Annotated in this window: 22 protein-coding genes; 12 read left to right on the top strand and 10 right to left on the bottom strand. The window is 59.2% G+C overall.

Going from position 1 to position 26663, the window contains the following annotated elements:
* The first annotated feature begins 147 nt into the window (after window positions 1–147).
* The 4 genes from ACTJK5_RS02365 (at window position 148) to ACTJK5_RS02350 (ending at window position 3882) form a co-directional block, all read left to right on the top strand.
* Complete coding sequence (locus tag ACTJK5_RS02365) at window positions 148–1107, top strand: choline ABC transporter substrate-binding protein (RefSeq protein ID WP_113261579.1); 960 nt, start codon at window positions 148–150, stop codon at window positions 1105–1107.
* 57 nt (window positions 1108–1164) lie between these two features.
* On the top strand, window positions 1165–2052 hold the full coding sequence (gene choW / locus ACTJK5_RS02360; protein ID WP_312929894.1) for a choline ABC transporter permease subunit: 888 nt from the start codon (window positions 1165–1167) through the stop codon (window positions 2050–2052).
* A complete protein-coding gene (choV, locus tag ACTJK5_RS02355) occupies window positions 2049–3095 on the top strand; it encodes a choline ABC transporter ATP-binding protein (protein WP_113261580.1) in 1047 nt (348 codons plus the stop codon). Before choW ends, choV begins: the two co-directional genes overlap by 4 nt.
* 469 nt (window positions 3096–3564) lie before the next feature.
* The gene (locus tag ACTJK5_RS02350; protein ID WP_113226667.1) at window positions 3565–3882 is read left to right on the top strand and encodes an ArsR/SmtB family transcription factor; all 318 of its coding nucleotides are present in this window, start codon (window positions 3565–3567) and stop codon (window positions 3880–3882) included.
* A gap of 275 nt (window positions 3883–4157) precedes the next feature.
* Here the strand turns inward: ACTJK5_RS02350 and ACTJK5_RS02345 are convergent, their stop codons facing one another.
* A complete protein-coding gene (locus ACTJK5_RS02345) occupies window positions 4158–5327 on the bottom strand; it encodes a DUF3095 domain-containing protein (RefSeq protein WP_113261670.1) in 1170 nt (389 codons plus the stop codon).
* A 303-nt stretch (window positions 5328–5630) separates the two neighbouring features.
* On the opposite strand from ACTJK5_RS02345, the gene ACTJK5_RS02340 reads away from it, so the two are divergent.
* The 3 genes from ACTJK5_RS02340 (at window position 5631) to ACTJK5_RS02330 (ending at window position 9698) form a co-directional block, all read left to right on the top strand.
* Entirely contained in the window at window positions 5631–6737 is a 1107-nt protein-coding gene (locus ACTJK5_RS02340) for a branched-chain amino acid ABC transporter substrate-binding protein (RefSeq protein ID WP_062426333.1), read from the top strand.
* Between the two features lie 163 nt (window positions 6738–6900).
* Window positions 6901–8607: an adenine deaminase gene (gene ade, locus ACTJK5_RS02335; protein ID WP_440611754.1), complete on the top strand. Its 1707-nt coding sequence runs from the start codon at window positions 6901–6903 to the stop codon at window positions 8605–8607.
* A gap of 137 nt (window positions 8608–8744) precedes the next feature.
* A complete protein-coding gene (locus ACTJK5_RS02330) occupies window positions 8745–9698 on the top strand; it encodes an HD-GYP domain-containing protein (protein WP_335322223.1) in 954 nt (317 codons plus the stop codon).
* A gap of 25 nt (window positions 9699–9723) precedes the next feature.
* Here the strand turns inward: ACTJK5_RS02330 and bglA are convergent, their stop codons facing one another.
* Window positions 9724–11397: a beta-galactosidase BglA gene (gene bglA, locus ACTJK5_RS02325; RefSeq protein WP_335322222.1), complete on the bottom strand. Its 1674-nt coding sequence runs from the start codon at window positions 11395–11397 to the stop codon at window positions 9724–9726.
* 166 nt (window positions 11398–11563) lie between these two features.
* Here bglA and ACTJK5_RS02320 point away from each other — a divergent pair, with 166 nt between their 5' ends.
* Together ACTJK5_RS02320 and ACTJK5_RS02315 are read left to right on the top strand one after the other, a co-directional pair.
* Window positions 11564–12481: a sugar kinase gene (locus ACTJK5_RS02320; protein ID WP_335322221.1), complete on the top strand. Its 918-nt coding sequence runs from the start codon at window positions 11564–11566 to the stop codon at window positions 12479–12481.
* Between the two features lie 196 nt (window positions 12482–12677).
* The gene (locus ACTJK5_RS02315; protein WP_335322220.1) at window positions 12678–13727 is read left to right on the top strand and encodes a bifunctional monoglucosyl/glucuronosyl diacylglycerol synthase; all 1050 of its coding nucleotides are present in this window, start codon (window positions 12678–12680) and stop codon (window positions 13725–13727) included.
* 194 nt (window positions 13728–13921) lie between these two features.
* Here the strand turns inward: ACTJK5_RS02315 and ACTJK5_RS02310 are convergent, their stop codons facing one another.
* The 4 genes from ACTJK5_RS02310 to ACTJK5_RS02295 all read right to left on the bottom strand — a co-directional run bounded on the left by ACTJK5_RS02310 (window position 13922) and on the right by ACTJK5_RS02295 (window position 17672).
* Window positions 13922–14530 (bottom strand): DUF2026 family protein, encoded by a 609-nt coding sequence (locus ACTJK5_RS02310; protein WP_440611753.1) that lies wholly within the window; start codon window positions 14528–14530, stop codon window positions 13922–13924.
* Between the two features lie 175 nt (window positions 14531–14705).
* The gene (gene der, locus ACTJK5_RS02305; protein WP_440611752.1) at window positions 14706–16130 is read right to left on the bottom strand and encodes a ribosome biogenesis GTPase Der; all 1425 of its coding nucleotides are present in this window, start codon (window positions 16128–16130) and stop codon (window positions 14706–14708) included.
* 127 nt (window positions 16131–16257) lie between these two features.
* Complete coding sequence (locus ACTJK5_RS02300; protein ID WP_335322218.1) at window positions 16258–16929, bottom strand: tetratricopeptide repeat protein; 672 nt, start codon at window positions 16927–16929, stop codon at window positions 16258–16260.
* A 158-nt stretch (window positions 16930–17087) separates the two neighbouring features.
* Window positions 17088–17672, bottom strand: a complete 585-nt coding sequence (locus tag ACTJK5_RS02295) for an NnrU family protein (protein ID WP_335322217.1) — start codon at window positions 17670–17672, stop codon at window positions 17088–17090.
* Between the two features lie 297 nt (window positions 17673–17969).
* On the opposite strand from ACTJK5_RS02295, the gene ACTJK5_RS02290 reads away from it, so the two are divergent.
* Window positions 17970–18962 carry a polysaccharide deacetylase family protein gene (locus ACTJK5_RS02290; RefSeq protein ID WP_335322216.1) on the top strand — a complete coding sequence of 331 codons (993 nt, stop codon included), beginning with the start codon at window positions 17970–17972 and terminating at the stop codon, window positions 18960–18962.
* Window positions 18963–19129: 167 nt separating this feature from the next.
* Here ACTJK5_RS02290 and sbmA read toward each other — a convergent pair whose 3' ends face one another.
* The 4 genes from sbmA to glpK form a co-directional block, all read right to left on the bottom strand.
* Entirely contained in the window at window positions 19130–20404 is a 1275-nt protein-coding gene (sbmA, locus tag ACTJK5_RS02285) for a peptide antibiotic transporter SbmA (RefSeq protein ID WP_062426322.1), read from the bottom strand.
* A 183-nt stretch (window positions 20405–20587) separates the two neighbouring features.
* Window positions 20588–21340 carry a type I methionyl aminopeptidase gene (map, locus tag ACTJK5_RS02280; RefSeq protein WP_062426321.1) on the bottom strand — a complete coding sequence of 251 codons (753 nt, stop codon included), beginning with the start codon at window positions 21338–21340 and terminating at the stop codon, window positions 20588–20590.
* Window positions 21341–21395: 55 nt separating this feature from the next.
* Entirely contained in the window at window positions 21396–22457 is a 1062-nt protein-coding gene (locus ACTJK5_RS02275) for an LLM class flavin-dependent oxidoreductase (RefSeq protein ID WP_313593114.1), read from the bottom strand.
* A 141-nt stretch (window positions 22458–22598) separates the two neighbouring features.
* Window positions 22599–24092, bottom strand: coding sequence for a glycerol kinase GlpK (gene glpK, locus ACTJK5_RS02270; RefSeq protein ID WP_113261594.1), 1494 nt, complete (start codon window positions 24090–24092; stop codon window positions 22599–22601).
* A 156-nt stretch (window positions 24093–24248) separates the two neighbouring features.
* Here glpK and ACTJK5_RS02265 point away from each other — a divergent pair, with 156 nt between their 5' ends.
* Both ACTJK5_RS02265 and xdhA read left to right on the top strand, forming a co-directional pair.
* Window positions 24249–25025 (top strand): 3-hydroxybutyrate dehydrogenase, encoded by a 777-nt coding sequence (locus ACTJK5_RS02265; RefSeq protein ID WP_113266935.1) that lies wholly within the window; start codon window positions 24249–24251, stop codon window positions 25023–25025.
* A gap of 60 nt (window positions 25026–25085) precedes the next feature.
* Window positions 25086–26552, top strand: coding sequence for a xanthine dehydrogenase small subunit (gene xdhA, locus ACTJK5_RS02260; protein ID WP_113261596.1), 1467 nt, complete (start codon window positions 25086–25088; stop codon window positions 26550–26552).
* Window positions 26553–26663 lie beyond the last annotated feature (111 nt).

Genomic DNA, 26663 nt, shown 5'->3' with positions numbered 1-26663 from the left:
CAAAACCCGATTCGAATAGAAATTCTGTTCGTGGCGGCTGATAGTGTACAATGTCGCAAACAACACCGCCGCTCACGCAAATGCGCATGAGTTGATTGTGATTGGCGGATATTGATAATGATAAGGGAACAAAAAAAGGAGTAAGCAATGCTTGCACATCAACGTCGCTGTCTGGCTCTTGCCGCGGCAATTTCAGCAATCGCCGTCTTTTCCACCAGCGCCCAGGCTGCCGAACCGGCAAGCTGCGGAACCGTCCGCTTCTCTGATGTCGGCTGGACCGATATCACCGCGACGACCGCCACGGCTTCCGTCATTCTGAAAAGCCTCGGCTACGACACCGACGTGAAAATCCTCTCCGTTCCGGTGACCTATACGTCGTTGAAAAACAAGGACATCGACGTCTTCCTCGGCAACTGGATGCCGACGATGGAAGGCGATATCAAACCTTACCGCGAAGACAAGTCGGTCGAGACGGTGCGCGAAAACTTGACGGGTGCAAAATATACGCTTGCGACCAATGCCAAGGGTGCCGAACTCGGCATCAAGGACTTCAAGGATATCGCAGCCCACAGCGACCAGCTTGGCGGCAAGATTTACGGCATCGAGCCCGGCAATGACGGCAACCGCCTGATTCTCGGCATGGTCGAAAAGGACACTTTCGGCCTGAAGGACTTCCAGGTGGTGGAATCCTCCGAACAGGGCATGCTGGCGCAGGTGGCGCGTGCCGATAAGGCTGGCGAGCCCATCGTGTTTCTCGGTTGGGAACCCCACCCGATGAACTCCAATTTCAAGCTCACCTATCTGACAGGCGGCGACGACGTCTTCGGTCCGAACCTCGGCGGCGCGACGATCTACACCAATGTCCGCAAGGGTTACCTCGACGAATGCCCGAATGTCGGCACCTTCATCAAGAACCTGCAATTCTCCCTTCCCATGGAAAACGAGATCATGGGCAAGATCTTGAATGACGGCATGGAAGGCGAAGCCGCAGCCGCCGCATGGCTGAAGGCGAACCCGAGCGCCATCGAGCCATGGCTCGCAGGTGTCAAGACCAAGGACGGCAGCGGCGACGCGCTGGCTGCAGCCAAGAAGAATATCGGCCTGTAAGGGCCGGTTACCCGCCTGCTACGCCCGGCTTCCGACCTTTCAAGCGTCGGCAGCCGAATAGATGACCCCGTTCACGAAAGGCAAAATCTTACCGTGGAATGGCTCAGTGCACCCCAAAATCGTTTACCGGTCGGTCGTTACGCCAAAGAGGCAGTCGACTGGCTGACCACAAATCTTTCTTTCTTTTTTGATTGGTTAGCCTTTATTTTCGGAAGCGTTATCGACGCTATCCTCTACCTGCTACAGGCGCCCCACCCTCTCATCATCGTGGCGCTTTTGACCGCGCTCTCCGCCTGGATGCGACGCTCCATCGGAATGCCGCTCTTCACAGCCCTTGGCCTGCTTCTCATCATCAATCTCGGATATTGGAAAGCGACCACCGAAACGCTGGCGCTCGTGATCGCGGCAAGCTCCGTCTGTATGCTGATCGGCGTCCCGCTCGGCATTCTCGCGGCACGGCGCAAATGGGTCTACAGCTTCATGCGTCCCGTTCTGGATTTGATGCAGACGATCCCGACCTTCGTCTATCTGATCCCGGCACTGGTGCTCTTCGGTCTCGGGATGGTGCCGGGCCTGATCGCAACAGTGATCTTCTCCGTCCCCGCTCCCATCCGTCTCACGCGACTTGGTATCATTTCCACGCCGCCGGCGCTGGTGGAAGCCGCCGTCGCCTTCGGCGCCACGCCTTCCCAGGTGCTGCGCAAGGTGGAACTCCCCTTTGCCATGCCGCAGATCATGGCGGGGCTGACACAGACCATCATGCTATCGCTTTCCATGGTGGTGATCTCCGCCCTTGTCGGCGCCAACGGCCTTGGCGTGCCGGTGGTTCGCGCGCTGAATACGGTCAACATCGCCATGGGTTTCGAAGCGGGTCTCTGTATCGTCATCGTGGCGATCATTCTTGACCGGCTCTTTCGCCTGCCAGGCTCGGAGGATGAAGTATGAGTGACGCGATCATCTTCGGAAACGTCGATATCGTCTTCGGCGACAATCCTCACCTTGCGCTTCCGCTGATCGATGCGGAGCGGACCCGCAGCGAAATCAACAAAGAGACCGGTCTGGTGCTTGGCGTGGCCAATGCCTCGCTCTCGGTCAAGGAGGGCGAAATCCTCGTCCTCATGGGGCTGTCGGGCTCCGGCAAATCCACGCTGCTGCGCGCCGTCAACCGCCTTGCCCCGGTGGTGCGCGGCAGTGTCAGCGTCAAGACCGATACGGGCTATGTCGATCCCTATCGGGCATCGTCCAAGGCGCTGCGCGACCTTCGCTCCCGCACCGTATCCATGGTCTTTCAGCAGTTCGGACTCCTGCCCTGGCGCAATGTTGCCGACAATGTCGGCTTCGGGCTGGAGCTTTCCGGCGTGCGGGAGGCCGAGCGCAAGAAGCGCGTTGCCGAACAGCTCGAACTCGTCAATCTCTCCGACTGGGCCGAGCGCAAGGTGGGCGAGCTTTCCGGCGGCATGCAGCAGCGTGTGGGTCTTGCCCGCGCCTTTGCGACCGGCGCGCCGATCCTGTTGATGGACGAGCCGTTCTCAGCCCTCGACCCGCTGATCCGCAGCCGACTTCAGGAAGAGCTGCTGGAGTTTCAAAGCAGGCTGAAGAAAACGATCCTCTTCGTCAGCCACGATCTGGACGAGGCCTTCCGCATCGGCAATCGCATCGCCATGATGGAAGGTGGACGCATCATCCAGTGCGGCACGCCTCAGGAGATCGTGCGTAACCCCGCCACCCAGTATGTTGCGGATTTCGTGCAGAACATGAACCCGATTTCCATGCTGACCGCCGCCGACGTGATGCGGCGCGGCGTGGCAGTCGACAACGGCAACAGCCCGGTCGTGGCCACGGCTCGCCCTTCCCTGCCCTTGATCGACATTCTCGATGCCATGGCAAGACAGCCCGGCACGATCGGCGTCGTCGAACAGGGTGCGGTCATTGGCACCATCACTTCGGAAGACATCGTCCGGGGACTGACGCGTCACCGCAACGTCTAGATTCTGCCTGGCTGGAGGAGAACCAGCCAAGGGCGGTCTGATTCCAAAGAACGGGATCTTTTCAATACCACAGCATCCGAAGCAGCGTAGGCCCGACAGGCCTGCGCTGCTTTCTTTTCCTCACCCCGCAACGCACACACTACTAGATTTGGGACATGCCGAGATTTGAGATCAAAATATGACTACAGCTGTCAAAAATAAGAAGAATAAAAAAATATTATTTTTGACCGGATTTGACATTAATCATTTCTCCTTTCGCGTTACTTACGATTTTTAGCAGAAAATAATACTCCAAAACAGCCTTGCGAGATAATGAGTGTCTAAATTACGACACTTCTAATAAAGCGTGGCCTTTACCTTAGATTTAGGTATATACAGTCTCGCGACCATGTTGGTAAAACTTGACGCATGGGGCAATTCGTTGCCGGACAAGAAAGCCTAGGGGCGGCTTCGAATTAGGAGACTGGAAATGACAACGCAGACCTTATCAGAACAGGCTAATGCAGCGGCAGGGCTTCTGTCGGCAATGGCTAACCCCAAAAGGCTGATGATTCTTTGCAGCTTGGTTGAGGGTGAAGTTCCGGTCGGCGTTCTAGCTACCCAGGTTGGCCTTAGCCAGTCGGCCTTGTCTCAGCATCTCTCCAAGCTTCGTGCACAACGCCTCGTCAAGACGCGCCGCGATGCACAGACGATCTACTATTCCAGCACGTCGGACTCGGTGAAGAAGATCCTGGCATCGCTGGAAGAAATTTACTGCGCGCAGAGCGACAGCAAGTCCGCTGCCTGATCGACAGCATCGGCCCGAACATCGGGCTCGATCTTCGCAAAGCACGATCAAAAAGGTAAAGCGTCTTTGTGCGCCCAATGGCCGCGCGGCGCTTTAAAGCATGGTCAAAGCAAAACTGTTCAGCGGTTTTGCGATACCGACCCGCGACAAAACTAATACCTAAAGCGCGAGGGGCGAATCTGAGAGATCGCGACGCGCTTTAAAAGCCTGGAAGCGGGGTGCGCGCCGCTCCAGATGAGTCTTTAGGGCTCACGCCACACAGGCACCTCGACCGTTCAGACCGATGATGCCGAACGCTCTTTCAGCATCTGCGCGGCACGCGCATAGCCACCGGCAGCCCCATCGACAAAATGCATGTGATCGCGTGACAGTGGTGACGGAACGACGCAGGTCATCAGGGCCGCATCCTGCTCATGCAATCCATAAAAGCAGACACCGTCACGCTCCGCACCTTCCAGCCGCGCCTTGATGCGGGAAAGCCGGTCTGCATCCACATCGATCGTCATCTTCAGCCCGTCGTCAAACTTACGAAAGTCCGTATTGCTCGCGACTGTCGTCTTGTACTGAACAGGGTCGAAGCGCCCCACCGGCTTTCGCAACCAGTAGAGCACCGTGATCAGAACGGTCTGGAACGCCACCCAACAGCCTTTGCGAAACTGCGACACACGATCGCCGAGACCGGACAGCGCTTTGGCCTCCATCACCAGCCCCTCACGAATGAAACCGAGTGCCGGCCCCTCGACAGGCACGGGGTGGCCTTCGCGACCGTCCTCATTCGCAAGTGTGACGATATCGGCAACCAGCCGACGGAAGGCCGCCATGTCTCCGCCCGGACGCGGGGTGGCGATGATCGACACCACCGCACCATAGCGCGCCTGTATGGGATTCCACCGGCACGACAGGCCGGAAAGATCAGGCCTGTCGCCTGCCCCCGCCTCGTCGACAAGATAGTGCCCGCCCTTCATCTGCATGTCGGCCCAGTTGTTGCCGCCACCGGAGAACATCGCATAGGACACGTCATCGCTCGCCTGAAACCGCGCCACGCGCACATCCAGCCCATTGGCCCTGATCTCCGTCAATGGCACGAGTGCTGCACGCAGCGTCAGGCCAAGATCCTCGCTCACCCACCGCCGGACTTTCGAGAGCGCCGCGCGCGATGCTTCGATCGCCTGCGGCGGCACGGCGACAGCCGCACCATCGCCGCCGAAAACAAAGGGCAGATCATGGCGGTCCAAGGCGTTGAGGATGCCGGAAATGACGCCAGCACCCGCCATATTGACGGACTTGTACCGGCCTTGCGCAATGGCATCGGTGGAATCGACGATGTCGGCAAGCGCCAGCGCCCAGCCGTCGGGAAGCGGACGATAGAGTTCCGGCTCAGCGACATCTTCGAAATGCCGGAAGACAGGCAGGTGGGACAGAAATTCTTCATCGGACGATAGCATCGTCATAATATCCTCCCCGCCTGATGGAAAAGCCAGTCTTTATCGCGCTGTCATAGACCAAACATCGCCTGTCTACTGTGGCGGCGATCACATAGCTTTTACAAGGGCTTTTACGTCCACGCGCCGCTTCCAGATCAAACACGACTTGCTAAATCGCCATCGCCTTGTCACAAAGCAAGACTGGGGTACGGAATTCAAATGTGAAACGGCACTCCTTTGCCTGACGAACGGCGCCTCGTATCAGCGAGCACGTTGCCGGTATCGGGCCGAATCGGGCGATGCGCCCAACCCAAGGAGAAATGAATGAAAATCAAGATTTTGACCGGCCTGGCGCTTGCCGCCTCCGTGGCCTTTGCACCCGCAGCGCATGCCGAGATCGTCATCGGTCTCGTGGCGCCGCTCACGGGTCCGGTTGCCGCTTATGGCGACCAAGTGAAGAACGGCGCGCAGACTGCCGTCGATGTCATCAACAAGAATGGCGGCATTCTCGGCGAGAAGGTCGTGCTGAAGCTTGCCGATGATGCCGGCGAACCCAAGCAGGGCGTTTCCGCCGCCAACCAGCTGGTTGCAGACGGCATCAAATTCGTCGTCGGCCCGGTCACGTCCGGCGTTGCCATTCCGGCCTCCGACGTTTTCGCTGAAAACGGCGTCGTCATGGTCACACCCACAGCAACGGCACCGGACCTCACCAATCGCGGCCTGACAAACATCTTCCGCACCTGCGGTCGTGACGACCAGCAGGCAGAAGTGGCTGCGAAATTCGTGCTGGCACAGCTGAAGGACCGTCAGATCGCCATCATCCACGACAAGGGCGCTTACGGTAAGGGCCTTGCCGACGCCTTCAAGAAGACATTGAATGCCGGCGGCGTGACGGAAGTCATGTATGACGCGCTGACACCGGGCGAAAAGGATCTGAGCGCGCTGACAGCCCGTCTCAAGTCCGAGGGCGTCGACGTCGTCTATTTCGGCGGTTACCATCCGGAAGCCGGTCTTCTGGTACGCCAGCTGCACGACATCGGCGCGAAGGCAACCGTGATTGCCGGTGATGGCCTTTCCAACTCCGAATTCGCCAATATCGGTGGCACTGCGGCAGATGGCACCATCTTCACCAATGCTGCTGATGCAACGAAGAGCGCGGACTCCAAGGCAGCCGCTGAAGCGTTGAAGGCCGCCAACATTCCGGCCGAAGCCTTCACCCTGAATGCCTATGCCGCCGTGGAAGTTCTCAAAGCCGGCATCGAAAAGGCTGGCTCTGCTGAGGATTCCGAAGCGGTTGCCACGGCGCTGAAGGGCGGCGAGCCGATCCCGACAGCCATCGGCAAGCTGACCTATGGCGAAACAGGTGACCTGACCTCGCAGGCCTTCTCGCTCTACAAGTGGCAGGGCGGCAAGATCGTTTCGGCCGAATAAGGTGCTGCGCCCTCCTCCGCTGATCGAGCGCGAGGATGGTGACCGCAACCGAAAGACAAGCTGATCGAACCGGGCGCGCTCAACGCGCCCGGTTTTCTTTTTGCATGAATAGCGCTTTCCAGGCTTAATTGTCGCAAGGCACAGAATCGAAATGAGGTGACGCGTGGTATCGAAACTCGAACGCAAGATCGACCAGGGAACCGGACGGGAGAAGGCGGATATCGTTCTGAAGGGCGGACGCTTCTTCGATCTGGTCACGGGTGAACTGGTTGCGTCCGATATTGCAATCTGCGGCGATACGATCGTTGGCACCTGCGAGACCTATCACGGCGTCGAGGAGATCGACATCTCCGGCCAGATCGTCGTGCCGGGCTTCATCGACACCCATCTTCACATCGAATCTTCGCTGGTCACGCCGCACGAATTCGACCGTTGCGTCCTGCCCTATGGTGTGACGACCGTGATCTGCGATCCGCATGAAATCGCCAATGTGCTCGGCGCGGAGGGTATCCAGTTCTTCCTGGATTCCTCGCTCGAGACCATCATGGATATCCGCGTGCAGCTTTCCTCCTGCGTGCCCGCCACCCATCTGGAAACCGCTGGCGCGGATCTGCCGATCGAAAAGCTCCTGCCCTTCCGCGATCATCCACAGGTCATCGGTCTTGCGGAATTCATGAATTTCCCCGGCGTGATCCATAAGGATCCGATCTGCATGGCGAAACTCGAAGCGTTTCGAGGCCAGCATATCGACGGCCACGCGCCGCTTCTGTCCGGCACCGGGCTCAACGGCTATCTGTCGACCGGCATCCGCACCGAGCATGAATGCACAAGCGCCAAGGAAGCGCTCGAAAAGATCCGCAAGGGCGTGCATATCCTGGTCCGCGAAGGGTCGGTATCGAAAGACCTGCACGCGCTGATGCCGATCATCACCGAGCGCCTGTCGCCCTATCTGGCGCTCTGCACCGATGACCGCAATCCCCTCGATATCGCCGAACAGGGTCATCTGGACTACATGATCCGCACTGCCATCGCCAACGGCGTTCAGCCGCTGGCCGTCTACCGCGCCGCATCGATTTCGGCAGCCAAAGCCTTCGGCTTGCGCGATCGTGGTCTCGTGGCACCCGGCTGGCGCGCCGATCTGGTGGTGATCGACGCGCTGCAGAACTGCAAGGCCTCCATGGTCTTCTCCGCAGGCAGACGCGTCACGGACGCGCTTTTCGCCACCCGCAAATCGGTTGATCCGGTCGGTCTCGACAGCGTCAAGGCAAGGCGGGTGCTCGCCGCCCATTTTGGCGTGCCGGTAACGGAAGGCAAGACGTCCGTTCTCGGCGTATTGCCGGGCAAAATCATCACCGAACATCGCCGCTACAAGTTGCCAAGCGACGGCAACCAGACGAGCGTCGATCTCGACAACGACATCATCAAGGTGGCCGTCATCGAGCGGCACGGCAAGAACGGCAATCACGCCAACGGCTTCGTTCAGGGCTTCGGCCTGAAGAAAGGCGCCATCGCCTCCACCGTCGGCCATGACAGCCACAATATCTGCGTCGTGGGCGTCAGCGAAGATGACATGGCGCTCGCTGCCAATCGTCTCGGAGAGATCAAGGGCGGCTTCGTCGTGGCGGAAAACGGCAGGATCACCGGCGAGATCGCCCTCCCCGTTGCCGGTCTGATGAGCCTGGAGCCTTATGAGAGCGTGCGCGACACGTTGCACGCCCTGCGCCAAGCGGCCTATGCGCTGGGCACGACACTGGAAGAACCCTTCCTTCAGGTGGCGTTTCTGCCTCTTCCCGTCATACCTCACCTGAAGATTTCCGATAAGGGCCTGGTGGATGTCGATCTTTTCAAGCTCATCACGGCTGAAGGATGAACACGTGCCTGCTCGCGGAGACAATCATAAGTAAATAGTCTAATTCTATTTCCCGCGCGTGCCAAAATCATAGTAAATTAAGGCCTGAGGAAGTATATATGATGATCGTTCAATGACCGGCGACCTGGAGGAAATCTTTGGTCATCAAACGCATCGACAAAAAGCAAGTCAAGATCGGCATGTTTGTCGAGGGCATAGAAGGCCCCTGGCAGGATGACCCTGCTGTTGGCCGCCGTTTCACGGTGAAGAACGCCAAGCAACTCTCCGCCATCGTGAATGGTGAGATCAGCGGTGTTTTTATCAACACTGCGCTCGGCACGAATGCCCCGGACGCTGGTGTTGACGGTGCGGTGCCGAAAACGATCAGGACTGCCAGCAAGGAAGACAAGAGCCGCGTCGCACAAAAGATAAGCGCGCAGGCCGATGAAGCGAAAAGCCTCATCGAGGGTGTGTTTGACGGTCGCGATATCGCCATCGATGCATTTGCGCCACTTGCGGACGATATCGGCCGGGCAATGGACGAGAACCCCGGTCTTTACATCGGGATCTCGCGCCTTCGGTCACGCGATACCGCAACCTTCGTCCATTCGCTGTCCGTCGCGGCGCTGCTCACGCATTTTGCCCGATCGCTGGAAATGGATGAAGCCGTAGTCCAGCAGCTCTGCGTTGCCGGAATCCTGCACGACGTCGGCAAGCTTTCCATCCCGCGGGAGGTTCTGCACAAGCAGGGGCCGCTCACCGCCGAAGAGCGATTATATGTCGAGCAACATCCCGAGCTTGGCTACAAGATTCTGCAAAAACAATCGGATATGCCGGAACTGGTGCTGGATATCTGTCGATACCATCATGAGCGGATCGATGGCAGAGGCTATCCGCAAGGCCTCTCCGGCGCGCAGATCAGCCCGGAAGTGCGCATGAGCACGATCTGTGATGTGTTCGACGCCCTCACATCCGCCCGTTCCTATAAGAAGGGCTGGTCCTCACAGCAGGCTCTGTCCTGGATGATGGATCGCGAGGGCCAGTTCGACAGGACATTGCTGCGCCGCTTCATTCTCAGCCTCGACACCGAAATGACGAAGGGCCTCCTCTGAGGCCGCATGTCCGTGATCTAACCGATTACGACCGCTCGATCCGCGCGCAGAACGCATCCAGTGGCTCCAGCTTCACCGTATCGATATCGAAGGCCGGCTCAAACCCGGGCATTGCCAGATGCTCGACGACGCGAAACTCTGGCGGCAGGCGAAAATCGGCTGGCTGACGCGTCAGGTTGAAGACGAAGAGCAGGCTCTCGCCGTTTTTCTCACGCGTAAAGACGAGCAAATCCTGATTCGTATCGAGGAACGTCATGTCGCCATCGCGCAGGCCCGCATGGCTGCGACGGAAGGCCAGCATCGCCTTGTAATGATTGAGAACCGAGTCCGATTTCCGCTCCTGCCCATCCGCCGCCAGCATGGCATGGGCGTAAGGAACTGGCAGCCACGGCTTTTCGGCGGTGGTGAAGCCGGCATGCGGCTTGCCCGTCTCCCATACCATCGGCGTGCGGCACCCGTCGCGGCCTTTGAAAGCCGGCCAGAAGCGAATGCCGTAAGGATCGCGCAGATCCTCGAAGGCAAGATCCGCCTCCGTCAGCGCCAGCTCTTCACCCTGATAAAGGCAGATCGAGCCGCGCAGGGATGCGAGCACGCAGATGGCAAGCTTTGCCACGCGGATCTGCTCTTCCACACTTTCGGCAAAGCGGCTGAGATGACGAACAACGTCGTGGTTGGAAAAAGCCCAGCAGACCCAGCCATCGGTCACGGCTTTCTGGAAGCCATCGACGGCACCGCGAATATGGCTGGCGGTGAAATCCGGCCCCAACAGGTCGAAGGTGTAGCACATGTTGAGCTTGTCGTTATCCGCCGTATAGGCGGCAACGGTTTTGAGTGAGCGCGCACCATCGCCCACCTCGCCCACCGTCATGCGTCCTTCATATTCATCCAGCAGAGCGCGGAATCGCTTGAGGAAGGCGAGGTTCTCCACCTGCGTCTTGTCGTAGAGATGGCTCTGCATGCCGTAGGGATTGACGTCCGGCGCATCGAGGCCGGCATCGTCGCTATCCGGCTCATGTGGCGGGTTATCGCGCAACAGCTTGTCGTGGAAGTAGTAGTTGACCGTATCCAGCCGGAAGCCGTCGACACCCCGCTCCAGCCAGAACCTGACGGTGTCCAGAAGGGCGTCCTGAACGTCCGGATTATGAAAATTGAGATCCGGTTGCGAGCCGAGGAAGTTGTGCATGTAATATTGTTTGCGCACGCCATCCCATTCCCAGGCCGGACCGCCAAAGACCGAGAGCCAATTGGTAGGCGCCGTGCCATCCGGCTTCGGGTTTGCCCAGACATACCAGTCCGCCTTCGCATTGGTGCGGCTTGTCCGGCTTTCCTTGAACCAGGGATGCTGATCGGATGTGTGCGAGATCACCTGGTCGATGATGACTTTTATGCCGAGCTTGTGCGCCTCAGTGATCAGTTCATCGAAATCTGCAAGCGTCCCGAACAGCGGGTCGACATTGCAGTAATCGGAAACGTCGTAGCCCATATCCGCCATGGGCGAGGTGAAGAAGGGCGAGAGCCAGATGCCATCCACACCAAGCGCATGGATATAGGGCAGATGCTTGGTAATCCCCGCCAGATCGCCGAAACCATCCCCCGTCGTATCCTGAAACGAGCGCGGATAGACCTGATATATGACCGCTCCCCTCCACCAGTCTGCATCGTGAACTCTGTGTCCGGTGGTAGACGAGGCTTGCGGCATGAACGATCTCCAAAGTGAAGCTGCCCAACCATATAAAGCCCGGATTGATCCGTAAACGGCCAATGCTTGTCGAATGTGAGAAGAGACCCGCAATCGGCTTTCGCCGCCCTTGCAAGCCGGCCCACGGCGTCGTAATGGCGAAGCGTCACGACAGGAGGAGAGTGCAGTGGGTGGACGGTTTCTTTCGATCGGCGAATGCATGGTGGAGCTTTCGCAAGCCGGTGACGGCCTGCTGCGCAAGGGCTTTGCCGGAGACACGCTGAACACCGCCTGGTATGCACGCGCCTGCCTGCCGCAGGACTGGTCGGTGGACTATTTCACCGCGCTGGGCGACGATCCGCTGTCGCAGGAGATGCTGTCCTTCATCGAGGGCGCAGGCATCGGTACGCAGCATATCTCCCGAATTTCGGACGGCACGCCTGGCCTCTACCTCATCAATCTGAATGACGGTGAGCGCACCTTCAGCTATTGGCGCAGCACCTCTGCCGCCCGCCAGCTGGCGGCTGACGCCGATCATCTGCGAGAGACTATCGACGCGGCCGACATCGTCTATTTCTCCGGCATCACCCTTGCCATTCTCGCCACCCCGATTGCGGTGGACACTTTCCTCTCCGAACTGCGCCGCGCCAAGGCGTCCGGCAAGCAGGTCGTGTTCGATCCCAATATCCGCCCGCGCCTTTGGGCCAACCGCGAGATCATGCTGGAGACGATCACCAATGGAGCGCGCGCTGCCACGCTCGTCATGCCAAGCTTCGACGACGAGGCTGGTAACTTTGGTGACACGGATGTTGAGGCGACCATTGCGCGCTATCGCGCGCTCGGCGTTGCCAATATCGTGGTGAAAGATGGTGCCAAGGGCGCAACGCTCGATTTCGGTGGTGAACGCAGCCATGCGCCCGCCGAGCAGGCCGTGAAGGTGGTGGATACGACGAGTGCCGGAGACAGCTTCAACGGCGCCTTCCTGTCCCGCTTCGTCACTGGCAGCACACCTGAGGAGGCGGCCACTTTCGCCGCCAAGGCTGCTGCCACCGTCATCGGCCACCACGGCGCGCTGATCAGCCCGGACCTGCTTCCGAAGGCCTGAAGGACGTCGCGCAAACGCGTGGAGCGATTTTGCGATAACGACATCCGAAAAGACAAGGATTTGACGCGTGAGGAGCGGATCTCAAACTTCATCATCCGCTTTAAATCCGCTGACATGATGCTGTAACACGCCTGTCGCATACACGCGAAGGCCGGTGGATCACCGGAGAGTCGCAAGCGGCGAGGGTCGGCACGGCATGACCAGAATTACCATCGTCACGGATGCATGGCATCCGCAGGTCAACGGCGTGGTGCGCTCCATCGAGAACACCAATGTCGAGCTTGAACGCATGGGCGTCGAGGTCCGGATGGTGACGCCGCAGAGCTTCCACTCCATTCCCTGCCCCACCTATCCGGAAATTCGCCTTTCCGTCGCCAGCTATCGCCGGGTTTCGAAGGAAATCGAGAAGAGCCAGCCATCCTATGTGCATATTGCAACGGAAGGCCCGCTCGGCTTCATGGCGCGCCGCTGGTGCATCAAGCACGGCATGGGCTTTTCCACCAGCTACCACACGCGTTTTCCCGAATATGTGGCGGCACGCTTCCCCGTGCCGGAAAGCTGGCTCTACGGTTTCGTTCGCTGGTTCCACAATGGCGGGAGCGCCTGCATGGTGGCAACGCCAAGCCTAGAGACGGAACTCCAATCCAAGGGCGTGAAAAACCTCAAACGCTGGAGCCGCGGCATCGACGCCAAGCTCTTCCGCCCCAGACAAAAGGAAGAGCGCCCCTTCGGCCTCCCCCGCCCGATCTTCATGACCATTGGCCGCGTTTCGGTGGAAAAGAACCTGCCGGAGTTTCTCGATCTCGATCTGCCGGGCTCAAAGGTCGTTGTCGGTGACGGCCCTGCCCGCGCCGAGCTTCAGCAGAAACATCCCGATGTGCTCTTCACCGGCGTGAAGACCGGCGAAGAGCTGGCAAAGGCCTATGCGCAGGCCGACGTCTTTGTCTTCCCCTCCAAGACAGACACCTTCGGCAACACCATTCTGGAAGCACTCTCAAGCGGCGTACCGGTCGCAGCGTTCCCGGTGACCGGTCCGCTTGATATTCTCGGCGGACATCCGAAGGCGGGTGCGCTTAGCTCGGATTTGCGCCAGGCCTGCCTTGCCGCGCTCGATTGCTCCCCGGAAGCAGCCCTTGCCGTCTCCCGCAACTATTCCTGGGAAAAGGCGTCCCGCCAGTTTCTCGACAACGTGACCTCTGCCGCCACCAGCGGCCTTCCCGGCTTCTGCGCCGCCCATGCGATGTGAACGGATTACAGGCAAATTGCCTGCATTTTCAGTGGACGCACGAGCCCATTGCTGGCAGAAGGCGTCAGGACGCGACTGCCGTTATCTTTAGAACGGGGTCGGGCTGCTGATTGACGTCAGGCGGCTGCCGCGAGGTTACGCAGGCCGTCCACTTATCGCAAAACCGCTGCACGCGTTTGCGCGCATGCTTTAGATCACCAAGCGCCGTTCAGCATATTGCCTGCGAGCGGGATCGTGCGGCTCTTGCCATTGCTGTCGTTGACGGAAATCTCGCTTTGCATCTGCTTGGGAGACTTGCGAAACCAGCCGGCGGCAATCGAAGCGAGATCGCCTATCATTCCATGCTTGCGCCAATCGGCGAAGCGCTGCGCCATGGCCTCTGCCTCATGCTTGAAGAAGAAGTCGCCCGACTGGGCCAGGTCGTTGATGGAAGAGGCCATGGATGACAAAGGCTTCTGGAACATCTTCGGCGGAACCGAGAGGCCGTCTGCCGCTTGCGGAAAAGCCGGCGCCATGAAATCGATCGCCCAGCCATCTGCCTCCACCCAGCAATGGAAGTTCTCGCCAGCACCCGTCACATGGCCGTCTTCGCGGTGATCGGCAAACAGCAGCATCATGCCGCCAAGATTATAGGCCGCCAACCCACCCTTCGGCTTCGCCTTCACCTTGTAGTGGTGCTCCAGAATGAAGGCACCAAATGTGCTGAAATACATCGATGCCGTGGCGGGATCGGCGTTCTCGTTGAGAAGCAGGCTGTTGATGACGCGATAGATGCGATGATAGTCGCTCTGCTTGATCAGCATGATGTTTGACCTGAAGTAAGTGCACGGGCAGCTTGAGGGAGTGCGCTACGCTACCCTCTGCCGTCATCCTCGGGCCTGACCCGAGGATCTATTGGTTCCAGATGCGTGTGCGTCGCAGGGTTAAGCCCAAGGATCACGGAGTGTAGAGGCTCCCCTCAGCGAGCCAGCCCCCTGACTACCGCTTCTTCGCCTTGTGCTCGAAGGGATTGTCCGACCCGCGATAATGCACCCGGATCGGCACGCCTGGCATGTCGAAATCCTTGCGCAGACCGTTCACCAGATAGCGCGTGTAGGATTCCGGAATGGCCTCGGGCCGCGTGCAGGAGATCATGAAGGCCGGTGGCCGTGCTTTGACCTGCGTCATGTATTTCAGGCGCAGACGACGGCCCGACACGGCCGGTGGCGGATGCTGTGTAACCTGCATATCCAGCCAGCGATTGAGCTTGGCGGTGGAGATACGGCGGTTCCACACCTTGTCGGTGTCGATGATGCTCTGCATCAGCCGGTCGAGGCCGTAGCCCGTCTGGCCGGAAATCGGAACGGCACGAATGCCGCGCGCCTGCGGCAGAAGGCGCTCGGTCTTTTCACGCAAATCGGCGAGAAACGCCTGTGCATCCTCGACCAGATCCCACTTGTTGAAGGCGAGCACAGCAGCGCGGCCTTCACGGATGACCAGATCGACGAGCTGCAGATCCTGCTTCTCGAAAGGAATGGTGGAATCGAAGACGATGACGACGGTTTCGGCGAAACGGATGGAGCGCAGCGAATCCGCCACCGAAAGCTTCTCCAGCTTCTCGGTCACCTTCGCCTTGCGACGCATGCCAGCGGTGTCGAACATCTTGATCGTGCGGCCGCGCCAATCCCATTCGACCGAGATACTGTCGCGGGTAATACCGGCTTCCGGACCGGTCAGAAGACGGTCTTCGCCGAGAAAGCGGTTGATCAGCGTCGACTTGCCGGCATTCGGGCGACCGATGATCGCAACGCGCAACGGCTTGTTGTCGTCATAGGCGGGCTCGTAATCCTCGTCTTCTTCCTCTTCACCGGAAAGCACGACGTCGGTTTCGGCCTCTTCGAAATCGTCTTCGGGCGGGAAGGCGACATCTTCACCGATCGCGGCAACGATGGCATCGCGCAGATCGATCATGCCCTGGCCGTGCTCGGCGGAAATCGGGCATGGCTCGCCAAGACCGAGCGTATAGGCATCATAGAAACCGCCATCGGAGCCACGCGCTTCCGACTTGTTGGCAACCAGCACGACCGGCTTGCCGCGACGGCGCAGCATTTCGCCCAGCGTCTGGTCGGCGGGTGTCAGTCCGTATTTGGCGTCGACGACGAAAAGCGTCAGATCGGCTTCCTCGATCGCCTCTTCCGTCTGCGCCCACATGCGACCCTGTAGCGTCTCCGGTGCGGATTGCTCGAGACCCGCGGTATCGATGATGGTGAAACGCAGATCCACGAGCTTGGCGTCGCCCGGACGACGGTCGCGGGTCACGCCTGGCGTGTCATCCACAAGCGCCAGCTTCTTGCCAACCAGACGGTTGAAAAGCGTGGATTTGCCGACATTCGGACGTCCGACGATGGCGACGGTGAAGGTCATGATAGTGCCCTAACTTCTATAGCGTCGGACCGGAAACCCAACGGGCTCCGGTCCGACGCCTTCAACAGAAAACCGATGCAGTCCGCGGCAATCCTTATGACCGCCCGTCGCTGCAGGAAATGAGAATTTACGCTGCCTTGCCGGATGCGGCAATATTATCGAGCAGGACCTGCGCCCGGTTCGCCACATTGCGCGGCGCCTGGGAATCACCGGTGATGAGTTCGAACCACTGCTTCGCCTGGGCAAGATTGCCAGCCTTATAAGCGGCAAGACCAAGCGCCTCACGTGCGGAGTTGCGCAGCGGCTGGCCATCGCTGGAGAGCGCTTCTACCTCTGCCGAGACCTGCTCATATGTGCCGTTGTCAATCAGAAGGAACGCTGCGCGCACCTTTGCCATGTCACGGAAAATCTGCGGCGCGCTGGAGTCGTTGCCAATCGCGGTAAAGGCTGCGATAGCGCCAGCCGCATCGCCCTTTTGCGCCAGAAGCGTTGCAGAGCGGAACTTGGCGAGGATCGGGTACTCACCGTGGCCGGCGCTTTCCAGTTCCGTCAGTGCCTTCAACGCTTCGTCATTCTTGCCTTCGGAGGCAAGCTTCAATGCGTTGGAGAACTGGTCGCCAGACGCCGAAGCCCGGCTGTTGCTCCAATATTCGTAAATGCCGGCGCCCGCAGAAGCGAGCACGATCAAAACGGCAGCGCCAATCACGACCGCGCCGTAACGACCCCAGAAGTTGCTCAATTTTTCTGAGCGGATCTGCTCGTTCACTTCGCGGATGAAGCTGTCATTCTCGTTCGCCATCGAATTCTCCGTTACCCGCACCGAAAGGCAAAAAGCCGATCGGTCTGCGGACATGCCAAGGCAATCTGGTTGCGGAAAGCCGCAAAAAGGCCAACCACATTTATTGGTGGGCCTTCTAGCCTATTTTCCTTGAGATGTAAGGGGGAAACGTCAGTTTCCTACATCGCAATCGGCTGGACGCCGATCAACCATTCGTGCAGCTTCCAGATGAATGCAGCCCACAGCACCACGCCAAGGAGAACCGCGACCGCATCGTAGCGCGCCGAAACGAAGGGACGAGTGAGATTTTCACCGGCGCGTGCACGGCGCTTGAGGAAAATCCGCATCACCACGCCCCAGGCGAGGAAGGAGGCGAAGAGGATGACGGAGGAGGTCTCGCCATTGGCAAGCAGGTGCGAGAAAGCCCAGATCTTCACCGCAAGGATCAGCGGATGCTTGGTCTTCGTTGCGACGTGCCCGGCCGGCAGGGCACTTGCCACAAGACAGATCATCGCAATGAGCATCAGCGTGACCGCGATATGGGCCATCCAGACCGGCGGGTAATAAAGCATGCCCGTCACCTGCCGCGCTTCATTGAAGGCATAGGCAATGAAGATGATGGTGAGAACGCTGACGAGCGAATAGACGCCCTTGAAGGGCTTTTCGCCCATGTTATCGATCAGACGCGCACGAAGCCCCGGCGCAAAAAGCCTGAGAGAATGGGTGGCGAAGAACAGGATGAGAGAGACGACGAGCAGAAGCATGGTGGCGTCCTTGCGCGGGGAGGATAATCTTTTGACAATGAGTTATGGCGAATACCAAAGATCACTGATGCTGACCCCTTCGATAGCCTGGAAACGGTCGCCCGGGTAGGAGAAACCGCAGAGCGATGCTTTTCATCGGTCGAGGATTTCGACGCCCCCGGCGGCCGATTTCCGGGCTATCGAAGGGGTCAGCATCGGTGATCTTTGGTATAACCCCTGGAAAAAGCCAGTCAAATCAAAGCTTCGCCTTATTCCAAGCTCAAAAGGCCGCTTTTGAAAATTCCGCGTGGTTCCCTCATGTTGCGTTCGCTTGCCGTCATCACCCTGTCTCTCGCCTGCGCGCCGCAAGCCTATGCGCAGGCTGTCGAAGGTGTGGCAAAGCCAAAGCAGCTCGTGCTGGTGTCTTTCGATGGCGCAGGCGACAATGCGCTGTGGGCGAGAAGCCGCGCGACCGCCAAGGAAGTCGGCGCGCATTTCACCTATTTTCTTGCCTGCACGCTGGTGATGGACCGCAAGACTAGCGCCAAGAGCTATCAGGGCCCCGGCCAGAAACTTGGCCGCTCCAATGTCGGCTTCGGCCAATCGGTGGAAGAGGTGGCAACGCGCCTGCACCACATCTGGGACGCCCGCCAGGAAGGCCACGAAATCGCCAACCACACCTGCGGCCACTTCGATGGCGGCAACTGGACCGCGGATCAATGGGACGCAGAGTTCACCACCTTCACCAGCACGCTTGGAAACGCCTGGGCGGCAATCGGCAAGAAGGATGAGGAGCCGCAGGGCTGGCACGATTTCGTGCACGGCATCAACGGCTTTCGAGCGCCCTACCTGTCGCAAGGCGATGCGCTCACCGCCGCACAGAAAAAACACGGCTTCGTCTTCGACGCCACCAGCATCACGAAGGGACCGGCATGGCCCGTGCGCAAGGATGGCATCGAACATTTCGGCCTGCCGTTGATCCCGGAAGGACCGGGCGACCGGCCGATTATTGCCATGGATTACAATCTCTTCGTCCGCCATTCCATGGCAATCGAGACGCCCGCCAAGTCCGCCGAATTCGAAGAACGCGCCTATAAAGCCTTCCGCGCCGCCTTCGACAAGCAATATGAGGGCGAACGCATCCCCCTCCAACTCGGCTTCCATTTCGTCAAGATGAATGGCGGCGCCTATTGGAACGCCTATGAGCGGCTGCTGCGCGAGGTCTGCAAAAAGGACGATGTCGCCTGCGTCAGCTATGAAGAGGCGATGCCGATGATTGACGCGCGGCGTAAGGAAAAGTCGCAAGGGTAAGAGGGCGAGCGCTGCCGGCGCAGCGACAGCGGCACCGTCACATTTTTCAGCCAACGGCTTTCAATTGACCATCGTTCCGGCCCCCGCCGGAAGCGGGCCAGCACAAATCCTCCGGCTCGACCCCGGCTTAATGCCGGGGTTGGTGTCAGAGTTGAACGCGTCGAGCCTTACGGCTTGTCCGCAGCCAACTCGCCCTCTTCCGCTTCACGCTTCAAATAGCGCTGATCGATCTCCGGCAGCGGTTGGTCGTAGATAGCAGCCTCAAACGCTTTCAGACGTTTGTAGATCGACATCAGTTCGACGATCGTCGTCCAGGAATTGATGAGATACTGGAACGATCCGCGCACCTGATCGAACACGTTGCCGATCTGCGTGAACACGCCAAGCGTCACCTTGCCTGCTGCGATTGATGGAATGAGAACGATCAAGCTGTAGATGTTGTCAGCCTGCAGATAGAAAATGCGGGCAACGTTGAAATACATGTAATGAAAATAGAGCCGGAAATAGTTCTTCCGGACATTCGAAAACAGCTCCTGCACAGTCGGCGGCTGAGCACGATCTGCGTGGTCTTCACCATAAACCAGCTCTTTACGATAAGCCGCCTCCACGCGCTGATTGCGGAATTCAAGGCCGGGTAGCTTGATACCCACAAGTGCAAGAAAGCCCGTTCCGAAGAGCGACCACAAGATTGCCGCCCACACCAGAGCATGCGGGACGTAACCGATAATCGGCAGCTCGTTGATGGTTTCGGAGAAGGTGAAGAGGACGGGGAGGAAAGCGATCAGGGTCATGATGGCCCTGACGAAACCGACGCCCAACCCCTCGACGGTCGAGGAGAAGCGCATCGTGTCTTCCTGAACACGCTGAGAAGCGCCTTCGATATGACGAAGCCTATCCCAGTTTGCCATATAAAAGTCGTTCATCGCCGTGCGCCAACGGAAGATGTAGTGGCTGACGAAGAAGAGATTGAGCACGCCGACGGTGATCGCAAAAAACAGGATGCCTGAAACGCCGACGAGGCCGAGATAAAGCTGCTCGGCAGTCACCGGCGCGGTCTTGGCAAGCGCTTGCTGGATGAGGTCATAATATGGGCCGTACCATGCGTTCATCGCCACGCTGACTTGCACGGAGAAATACGTCGCAAAGACAATGAGGGCAGAGCCGAGAACGGACCACATCTGCCAGCGGTGTGGGCTGTAAGTGAACCAGAAGCCCGCAAATACAAGCACCGCAGCGGTGTAATAGATGTAAAACCAAAGGAATGGCGGGGACCAGAAAATAGATACGCCCGTGATCGGCGGCTCTCCTGGTGTTGCTGGAGGCATGCCGAGTGCCGCACCCCAGTTTCTCCCGCCTGCATACCAGAGGCCTATCATGAGCAAGGACCAAACAATGGCAGAGGTAAAAAACAGCTTGGGTTTGGGAAAGAAGGAATGAAACACGTTCGAACTCTCGCGAGCTTGAGATCAGCCATTATTGGCGAAGCAGATTTTGGGAGAAATTAGGCCAGACACTTCGCTGACGCAATGCAGCAAACGCTAAGTTACGAAGATGTAAGCCAAAACCGTTGATGGCGGCTGCAACATGACAGCCGCATGACAGAAAGCCCTGCAGGAGCGCCCGCCTTACTCGGCAAGCGTCAGGATCAGCGGTCCGTTTTTGGTGGCGATCACGGTGTGCTCGAACTGCACCGTCGGCGCGCTCGGGTCGCTGAACAGCGTCCAAGGGTCGTCGTCACCATCTTCGGCCCAATAGGCGCCCGTGGAGAGAAATGGCTCGACAGTGAAGACCAGCCCGTCGGTCATGATGCGGGTTTCGTCCTTGTCCGGCCAGGTGGCAAGCTCTTTCGGCTCCTCGTGCAGCGACCGGCCGATGCCGTGACTGGCGAGATTGGTGATCAGCGTGTAACGGTTCTTCTTGGCAAAAGCGCCGATGGAGTTGCCGATATCGGCAAGCGGCCTACCCGCCTTCACCTGCTGCAACCCCGTCCAAAGCGCGCGTTTGCCATCGCGGCAAAGGCGCTCGATATCCTTCTTGACCGGCGGCACGGCGTAGGAAGAGCCGGTATCGCCAAAGAAGCCATCCTTCACCGCCGACACATCGATATTGACGAGGTCACCCGCCTTGATGATGCGCGGGCCTGGAATGCCGTGGGCCACTTCCTCGTTGACGCTGATGCAGGTGGCGCCCGGAAACTGGTAGCAGAATTCCGGTGCCGACTGCGCGCCATTGCTTTCCAGGATATTGCGACCGATGGCGTCGAGTTCGGCGGTGGTGATCCCCGGCTCAAGCGCGTCGGCCATGGTCTGCATAGCAAGGGCACAAATCCGGCCAACATCCTTCAGCTTTTCGAGCTCTTCTTCCGTCGAGATAACCATTCTGCGTCCATATCCTGCGCAATGTCTTCGGCAAAGGGCGCCAAAAGGCGCCCGATCATGCCGTGGCTTTCGCCCTATCGGCACTGCCAGTCAATTCTTTTCTGACGATTGGGGCGACTTTCGTGCCGTAAAGCTCGATCCCGCGCATGATCTGATCATGCGGCATCAGACCGATTGCCATCTGCAACAGGAAGCGATCATTCTTGAAGACGCCATGCGCCTTGATGATCTTTTCCGCCACCAGTTCCGGCTCGCCGAGGAAGAGATTGCCCTCCGCACTTCGTGCCATATCGTAATGTGCCCGGCTGGTCGGACCCCAGCCGCGCTCGCGGCCAATCCGGTTCATCACCTCCGCCTGCGGGCCGTAGAACTGATCAGCCGCCTTGTCGGTGGTGTCGGCGATGAAGCCGTGAACATTGATGCTGGTCTTCTGTTTTTCGACCGGCTGGCCTGCACGGCGCGCCGCTTCCCGGTAGAGATCGAAGAGCGGCGCAAAGCGGCGATATTCGCCGCCAATGATGGCAAGCGCCACAGGCAGACCCATGGCACCGGCCCGCGCCACCGATTGCGGCGTGCCGCCAACGGCGATCCAGACGGGCAAAGCCTCCTGCAACGGACGCGGATAGACACCGCGCCCATTGATCGGCGCACGCTTTTCACCCGACCAGGTAACGATTTCGCGGTCTCTCACTGCCAGAAGCAGATCGAGCTTCTCGGCAAAGAGATCGTCATAGTCCTCGAGATTGTAACCGAAGAGCGGATAGGACTCGATGAAGGAGCCGCGCCCCGCCATGATCTCGGCGCGCCCATTCGACAACAGATCGACGGTGGCGAACTGCTGGAAGACGCGGATCGGATCATCGGAGCTCAGAACCGAAACGGCACTGGAAAGCCGGATGGTCTTCGTCTTGACCGCCGCAGCCGCGAGCACGGTCGAAGGCGATGATACGACGTAATCAGGCCGATGATGCTCCCCCAGGCCGTAGACATCAAGCCCCACCTGATCGGCAAGCTCGATCTCTTCCAAAAGGTTCTTCAGGCGACGCACACCTTCCGGGCCACGACCATCGGCCGGGTTCGGATTGACATCGGCAAAGGTGTAAAGACCAAGTTCCATGGGTGCGCTCCTCGCTTTGTCCGGAGCGCTCGCTTGCAAAAACTGGCCACGCTCATGCCCTCAGATAGACATCGAAGGTTCCCGGCGCAAATTCAAAATCTGAACCGGAAACTTCGATTTTCTCGATGGATGGAGCAGTGCTCAAACGTTGCTGAGCGTCCGGCGCACCGCATTCTTCCAGCCTTTGAGTTTCCGCGTGCGCACCTCGTCATCCATCTTCGGCTCGAAGCGGCGGTCGCGCGCCCAGGTTTCGGCAAAGGCCTTCATGTCCGGCCACACCCCTGCCCGGCTGCCCGCAAGCCATGCGGCACCGAGTGCGGTGGTTTCGAGGATCACCGGACGGTCGACAGGCGCATCGATCAGGTCTGAGAGGCGCTGCATCGTCCAATCGGAGGCAACCATGCCGCCATCGACGCGAAGGACGATATCGCAATCGTCGTTCTTCCAGTCCTTGTGCATGGCATCCAGCAGATCGCCAGTCTGGTAGCAGACGGCCTCCAGTGCGGCGCGGGCAAATTCGGCGGGGCCGGTGCCGCGCGTCAGGCCGAACATTGCGCCGCGTGCTTCGGCATCCCACCAGGGCGCGCCGAGACCGACAAAGGCGGGCACGAGATAGACTTCCTGTGCATCGTCAGCCTTGTCGGCGAGCGCTCCGGTTTCCGGTGCGGAGCCGATCATCTTCAGCCCGTCGCGCAGCCACTGAACCGCAGCACCGGCAACAAAGATCGAGCCTTCCAGCGCGTAATAGGACTTGCCGTCCAGGCGGTAGGCGATCGTCGTCAGCAGCCGGTTTTTGGAGCGAACGATGTCCTCGCCCGTGTTCAAAAGCGCAAAGCAGCCCGTTCCATAGGTGGATTTCAGCATGCCGGGAGAGAAGCAGGCCTGGCCGATGACGGCAGCGTGCTGATCTCCGGCGACACCCAGGATCGGAATTTCCGCGCCGAACAGGTCAGCATCGGCAATGCCGAAGTCCGCGGCGCAATCCAGAACTTCCGGCAGGACGGATTTCGGCACGTCGAGAATGTCGAGGAGTTCCTTGTCCCAGACATTCTTCTCGATGTTGAACATCAGCGTGCGCGAGGCATTGGTGGCGTCGGTCACGAAAGACTTGCCGCCCGTCAGCCGCCAGATGAGGAAGGTATCGACCGTGCCGAAGCAAAGCTCGCCCTTCTCCGCCCTCTTGCGCGCGCCCTTCACATTGGAGAGCAGCCAGGACAGCTTGGTACCGGAGAAGTACGGGTCGAGCAGCAGACCGGTGCGCTTGGCGAAGACCTTCTCATGCCCGGCTTTCTTCAGCTTGTCGCAAATCTTCGCCGTGCGCCTGTCCTGCCAGACGATGGCATTGTGCAGCGGCTTGCCGGTTTCTCGATCCCAGATCAGCGTCGTTTCGCGCTGGTTGGTGATGCCGATGGCAGCGATGTCGGAGCCCTTGAGACTGGCTTTGTCCAGCGCCTGCTTGATCGACCAGACCACCGTCTCCCAGATTTCCTCCGGATCGTGTTCAACCCAGCCGGAATTCGGGAAGATCTGCCGAAACTCCTTCTGGCCCGTTCCCACCACCTTCATCGATCCGTCGAAGATGATCGCGCGCGTGGACGTGGTGCCCTGGTCAATGGCGATAACGTAGCCGCCCATTCATTCCTCCCTGAAATCAGTCGCGCGCACCACAATATGCTCAACAGACAAAGTCAAGCCACAAGCGGCGTCGGTTTCGAATCCAATTGCCAGTTCCCCCGGTTTGAGCATAACGTGCTGTAAAGTCTTGCATCGACGTCAAAAAAAGGGGAACGCATGCTGAGGACAGTGATCGTTACGGGCTCGACCAGCGGAATTGGCTTGGGCATCGCGCAAGCCTTCGCCAATAATGGCTGCAACGTCATGCTGAACGGCTTCGGCGATCCCGACGACATCGAAAGCAACAGGCTTTTGATGGAGGCGGAAAGCGGCACGCGCGTGCTCTATCACCCCGCCGACATGACCAAGCCGGACGAGATTTTCGATCTCGTCAAGACCACGCAGGAAAAGCTCGGCTCGGTGGATGTGCTGGTCAACAATGCGGGCGTCCAGCATGTGGCACCAGTAGACGAGTTTCCGCCGGAAGAGTGGGACCGCATCATCGCCATCAACCTGACAAGCGCCTTTCACACCATGCGCGCCGTCATTCCGCTGATGAAGACTGCCGGCAAAGGCCGCATCATCAACATTGCCTCCGCGCACGGACTTGTCGCCTCGCCATTCAAATCTGCCTATGTTGCGGCAAAACATGGTATCATGGGCCTGACGAAATCCGCAGCACTGGAACTGGCCGAAACCGGCATCACCGTGAATGCCATCTGCCCAGGCTATGTGCTGACATCGCTGGTGGAAAAGCAGATACCGGATACGGCGAAGGCCCGCGGCATCAGTGAAGAGGCGGTCAAGAACGACGTGCTCTTGCGCCTGCAGGCCACCAAGGAATTCGTGGCCGTGGAAGATGTGGCGGCAACGGCGCTCTTTCTCGCAAGCGACGCGGCAAAGCAGATCACCGGCACGCATATTTCCATCGACGGCGGCTGGACCGCGCAGTAGATCGAACACCGCAATTCATTCGGGCCCAACCCGAAACCGGAACAAAGACGAAGGCAGTGCATGAAAGACGCAATCAGCTTCATCCTCAATAACGAGACGATCACTCTGTCGGACTTCGCGCCGACGGAAACCCTGCTCGACTATCTGAGGCTGCGCAAACGCCTGACGGGCACGAAGGAAGGCTGCGCCGAAGGCGACTGTGGCGCCTGCACCGTGCTGATCGGCAGGCTCCTGGAAGGCTCGCTGCGCTATGAAAGCGTCAATGCCTGCATCCGTTTCCTCGGCTCGCTGCATGGCACGCATATCGTCACGGTGGAGCATCTGGCCGGCAAGGACGGTACGCTCCACCCGGTTCAGCAGGCCATGGTGGATTATCATGGCTCGCAATGCGGCTTTTGCACGCCGGGCTTTGTCATGTCGCTTTACGGTCTCTGGCTGTCCAGCAGCAAGCCCTCGCGCGCCGATATCGAAAAGGCGCTGCAAGGCAATCTCTGTCGGTGCACCGGCTATGAACCCATCGTCAAAGCCGCCGAAAGCGTGACTGCTGCCAGGCCAAGCACGCTGTTCGACCCGATCGAAAGCGACCGCGCCACCATCATGTCGCGCCTCTGGGGCATTCAGCAGAACGACACGATCACGGTTACCAAGGACGGCCATCGCACCATCATTCCGGGCAATCTCACCGAGCTTGCAAACGCCTATGCCGAAGAGCCGAAGGCGACCATCGTTGCCGGATCGACGGATGTGGGCCTTTGGGTCACCAAGCAGATGCGGGAGCTTAAGACCGTCATCTTCATCAATCACCTGAGCGAGCTGCAGTCGATCTCGGTTGCTGACGGTAGGATTTCGATCGGCGCTGGCGTCACCTACGCCCAGGCCTTCGACACGCTTGCAGACAACATCCCGGCATTCGGTCGGCTGATCGATCGCCTCGGCGGACAGCAGGTGCGCAACATGGGAACGATCGGCGGCAACATCGCCAACGGCTCGCCCATCGGCGACACGCCCCCGCCGCTCATTGCGCTGGGTACGACGCTGACGCTGCGCTCTTCCTCCGGCAGCCGCGCAATGCCGCTCGAAACCTTCTTCATCGAGTACGGTAAGCAGGACAGGCTTCCCGGCGAATTCGTCGAGAAGATCGAAGTGCCCTTGCCAACCAACGACAGCCACTTCGCCATCTACAAGATTTCCAAGCGCCGTGACGAGGATATCTCGGCACTCTGCGCCGCCTATCATTTGACCCTTGGCGAAGACGGCAGCGTGCAGGATATCCGCATCGCCTTTGGCGGCATGGCCGGCACGCCGAAGCGGGCGAAGACTCTGGAAGAGGCCCTGAAGGGCAAGGCCTGGACGCAAGACACCATCGATGCCGCGCGCGATACGATCGACGCGGATTTCCAGCCGCTGACCGACTGGCGCGCCACCGCGCAGTATCGTCAGCTGACGGCAAAGAACCTGCTGACCCGTTTCTTCCTAGAGACATCGGGAAAGAAGCAGGAGTTGCAGCGTTTTGAGGAGATGGCGTGATGGGAAGCCTGGATCATTCCTCCCTCATTCCTGTGCTTGTCACAGGAATCCAGTGCGCCCAAGTCCTTGGGCGCGAGAGAGTTTTATGCGGCGCAGACGCGCCTTGGCTGG

It is taken from the genome of Agrobacterium sp. 22094 (assembly GCF_052046015.1).
Taxonomy (GTDB): Bacteria; Pseudomonadota; Alphaproteobacteria; order Rhizobiales; family Rhizobiaceae; genus Agrobacterium; species Agrobacterium cavarae.
Note: the sequence above shows the minus strand (reverse complement) of the source record. Positions and strands in the feature narration are given on the sequence as shown.

Excerpts from the sequence above, each read along its gene's own strand:
- ACTJK5_RS02365 (WP_113261579.1), top strand. The coding sequence starts at position 148 with ATGCTTGCACATCAACGTCGCTGTCTGGCTCTTGCCGCGGCAATTTCA.
- choV (WP_113261580.1), top strand. The coding sequence starts at position 2,049 with ATGAGTGACGCGATCATCTTCGGAAACGTCGATATCGTCTTCGGCGAC.
- ACTJK5_RS02350 (WP_113226667.1), top strand. The coding sequence starts at position 3,565 with ATGACAACGCAGACCTTATCAGAACAGGCTAATGCAGCGGCAGGGCTT.
- ACTJK5_RS02345 (WP_113261670.1), bottom strand. The coding sequence starts at position 5,327 with ATGCTATCGTCCGATGAAGAATTTCTGTCCCACCTGCCTGTCTTCCGG.
- ACTJK5_RS02340 (WP_062426333.1), top strand. The coding sequence starts at position 5,631 with ATGAAAATCAAGATTTTGACCGGCCTGGCGCTTGCCGCCTCCGTGGCC.
- bglA (WP_335322222.1), bottom strand. The coding sequence starts at position 11,397 with ATGCCGCAAGCCTCGTCTACCACCGGACACAGAGTTCACGATGCAGAC.
- ACTJK5_RS02315 (WP_335322220.1), top strand. The coding sequence starts at position 12,678 with ATGACCAGAATTACCATCGTCACGGATGCATGGCATCCGCAGGTCAAC.
- ACTJK5_RS02310 (WP_440611753.1), bottom strand. The coding sequence starts at position 14,530 with ATGCTGATCAAGCAGAGCGACTATCATCGCATCTATCGCGTCATCAAC.
- der (WP_440611752.1), bottom strand. The coding sequence starts at position 16,130 with ATGACCTTCACCGTCGCCATCGTCGGACGTCCGAATGTCGGCAAATCC.
- ACTJK5_RS02300 (WP_335322218.1), bottom strand. The coding sequence starts at position 16,929 with ATGGCGAACGAGAATGACAGCTTCATCCGCGAAGTGAACGAGCAGATC.
- ACTJK5_RS02295 (WP_335322217.1), bottom strand. The coding sequence starts at position 17,672 with ATGCTTCTGCTCGTCGTCTCTCTCATCCTGTTCTTCGCCACCCATTCT.
- ACTJK5_RS02290 (WP_335322216.1), top strand. The coding sequence starts at position 17,970 with ATGTTGCGTTCGCTTGCCGTCATCACCCTGTCTCTCGCCTGCGCGCCG.
- map (WP_062426321.1), bottom strand. The coding sequence starts at position 21,340 with ATGGTTATCTCGACGGAAGAAGAGCTCGAAAAGCTGAAGGATGTTGGC.
- ACTJK5_RS02275 (WP_313593114.1), bottom strand. The coding sequence starts at position 22,457 with ATGGAACTTGGTCTTTACACCTTTGCCGATGTCAATCCGAACCCGGCC.
- glpK (WP_113261594.1), bottom strand. The coding sequence starts at position 24,092 with ATGGGCGGCTACGTTATCGCCATTGACCAGGGCACCACGTCCACGCGC.
- ACTJK5_RS02265 (WP_113266935.1), top strand. The coding sequence starts at position 24,249 with ATGCTGAGGACAGTGATCGTTACGGGCTCGACCAGCGGAATTGGCTTG.
- xdhA (WP_113261596.1), top strand. The coding sequence starts at position 25,086 with ATGAAAGACGCAATCAGCTTCATCCTCAATAACGAGACGATCACTCTG.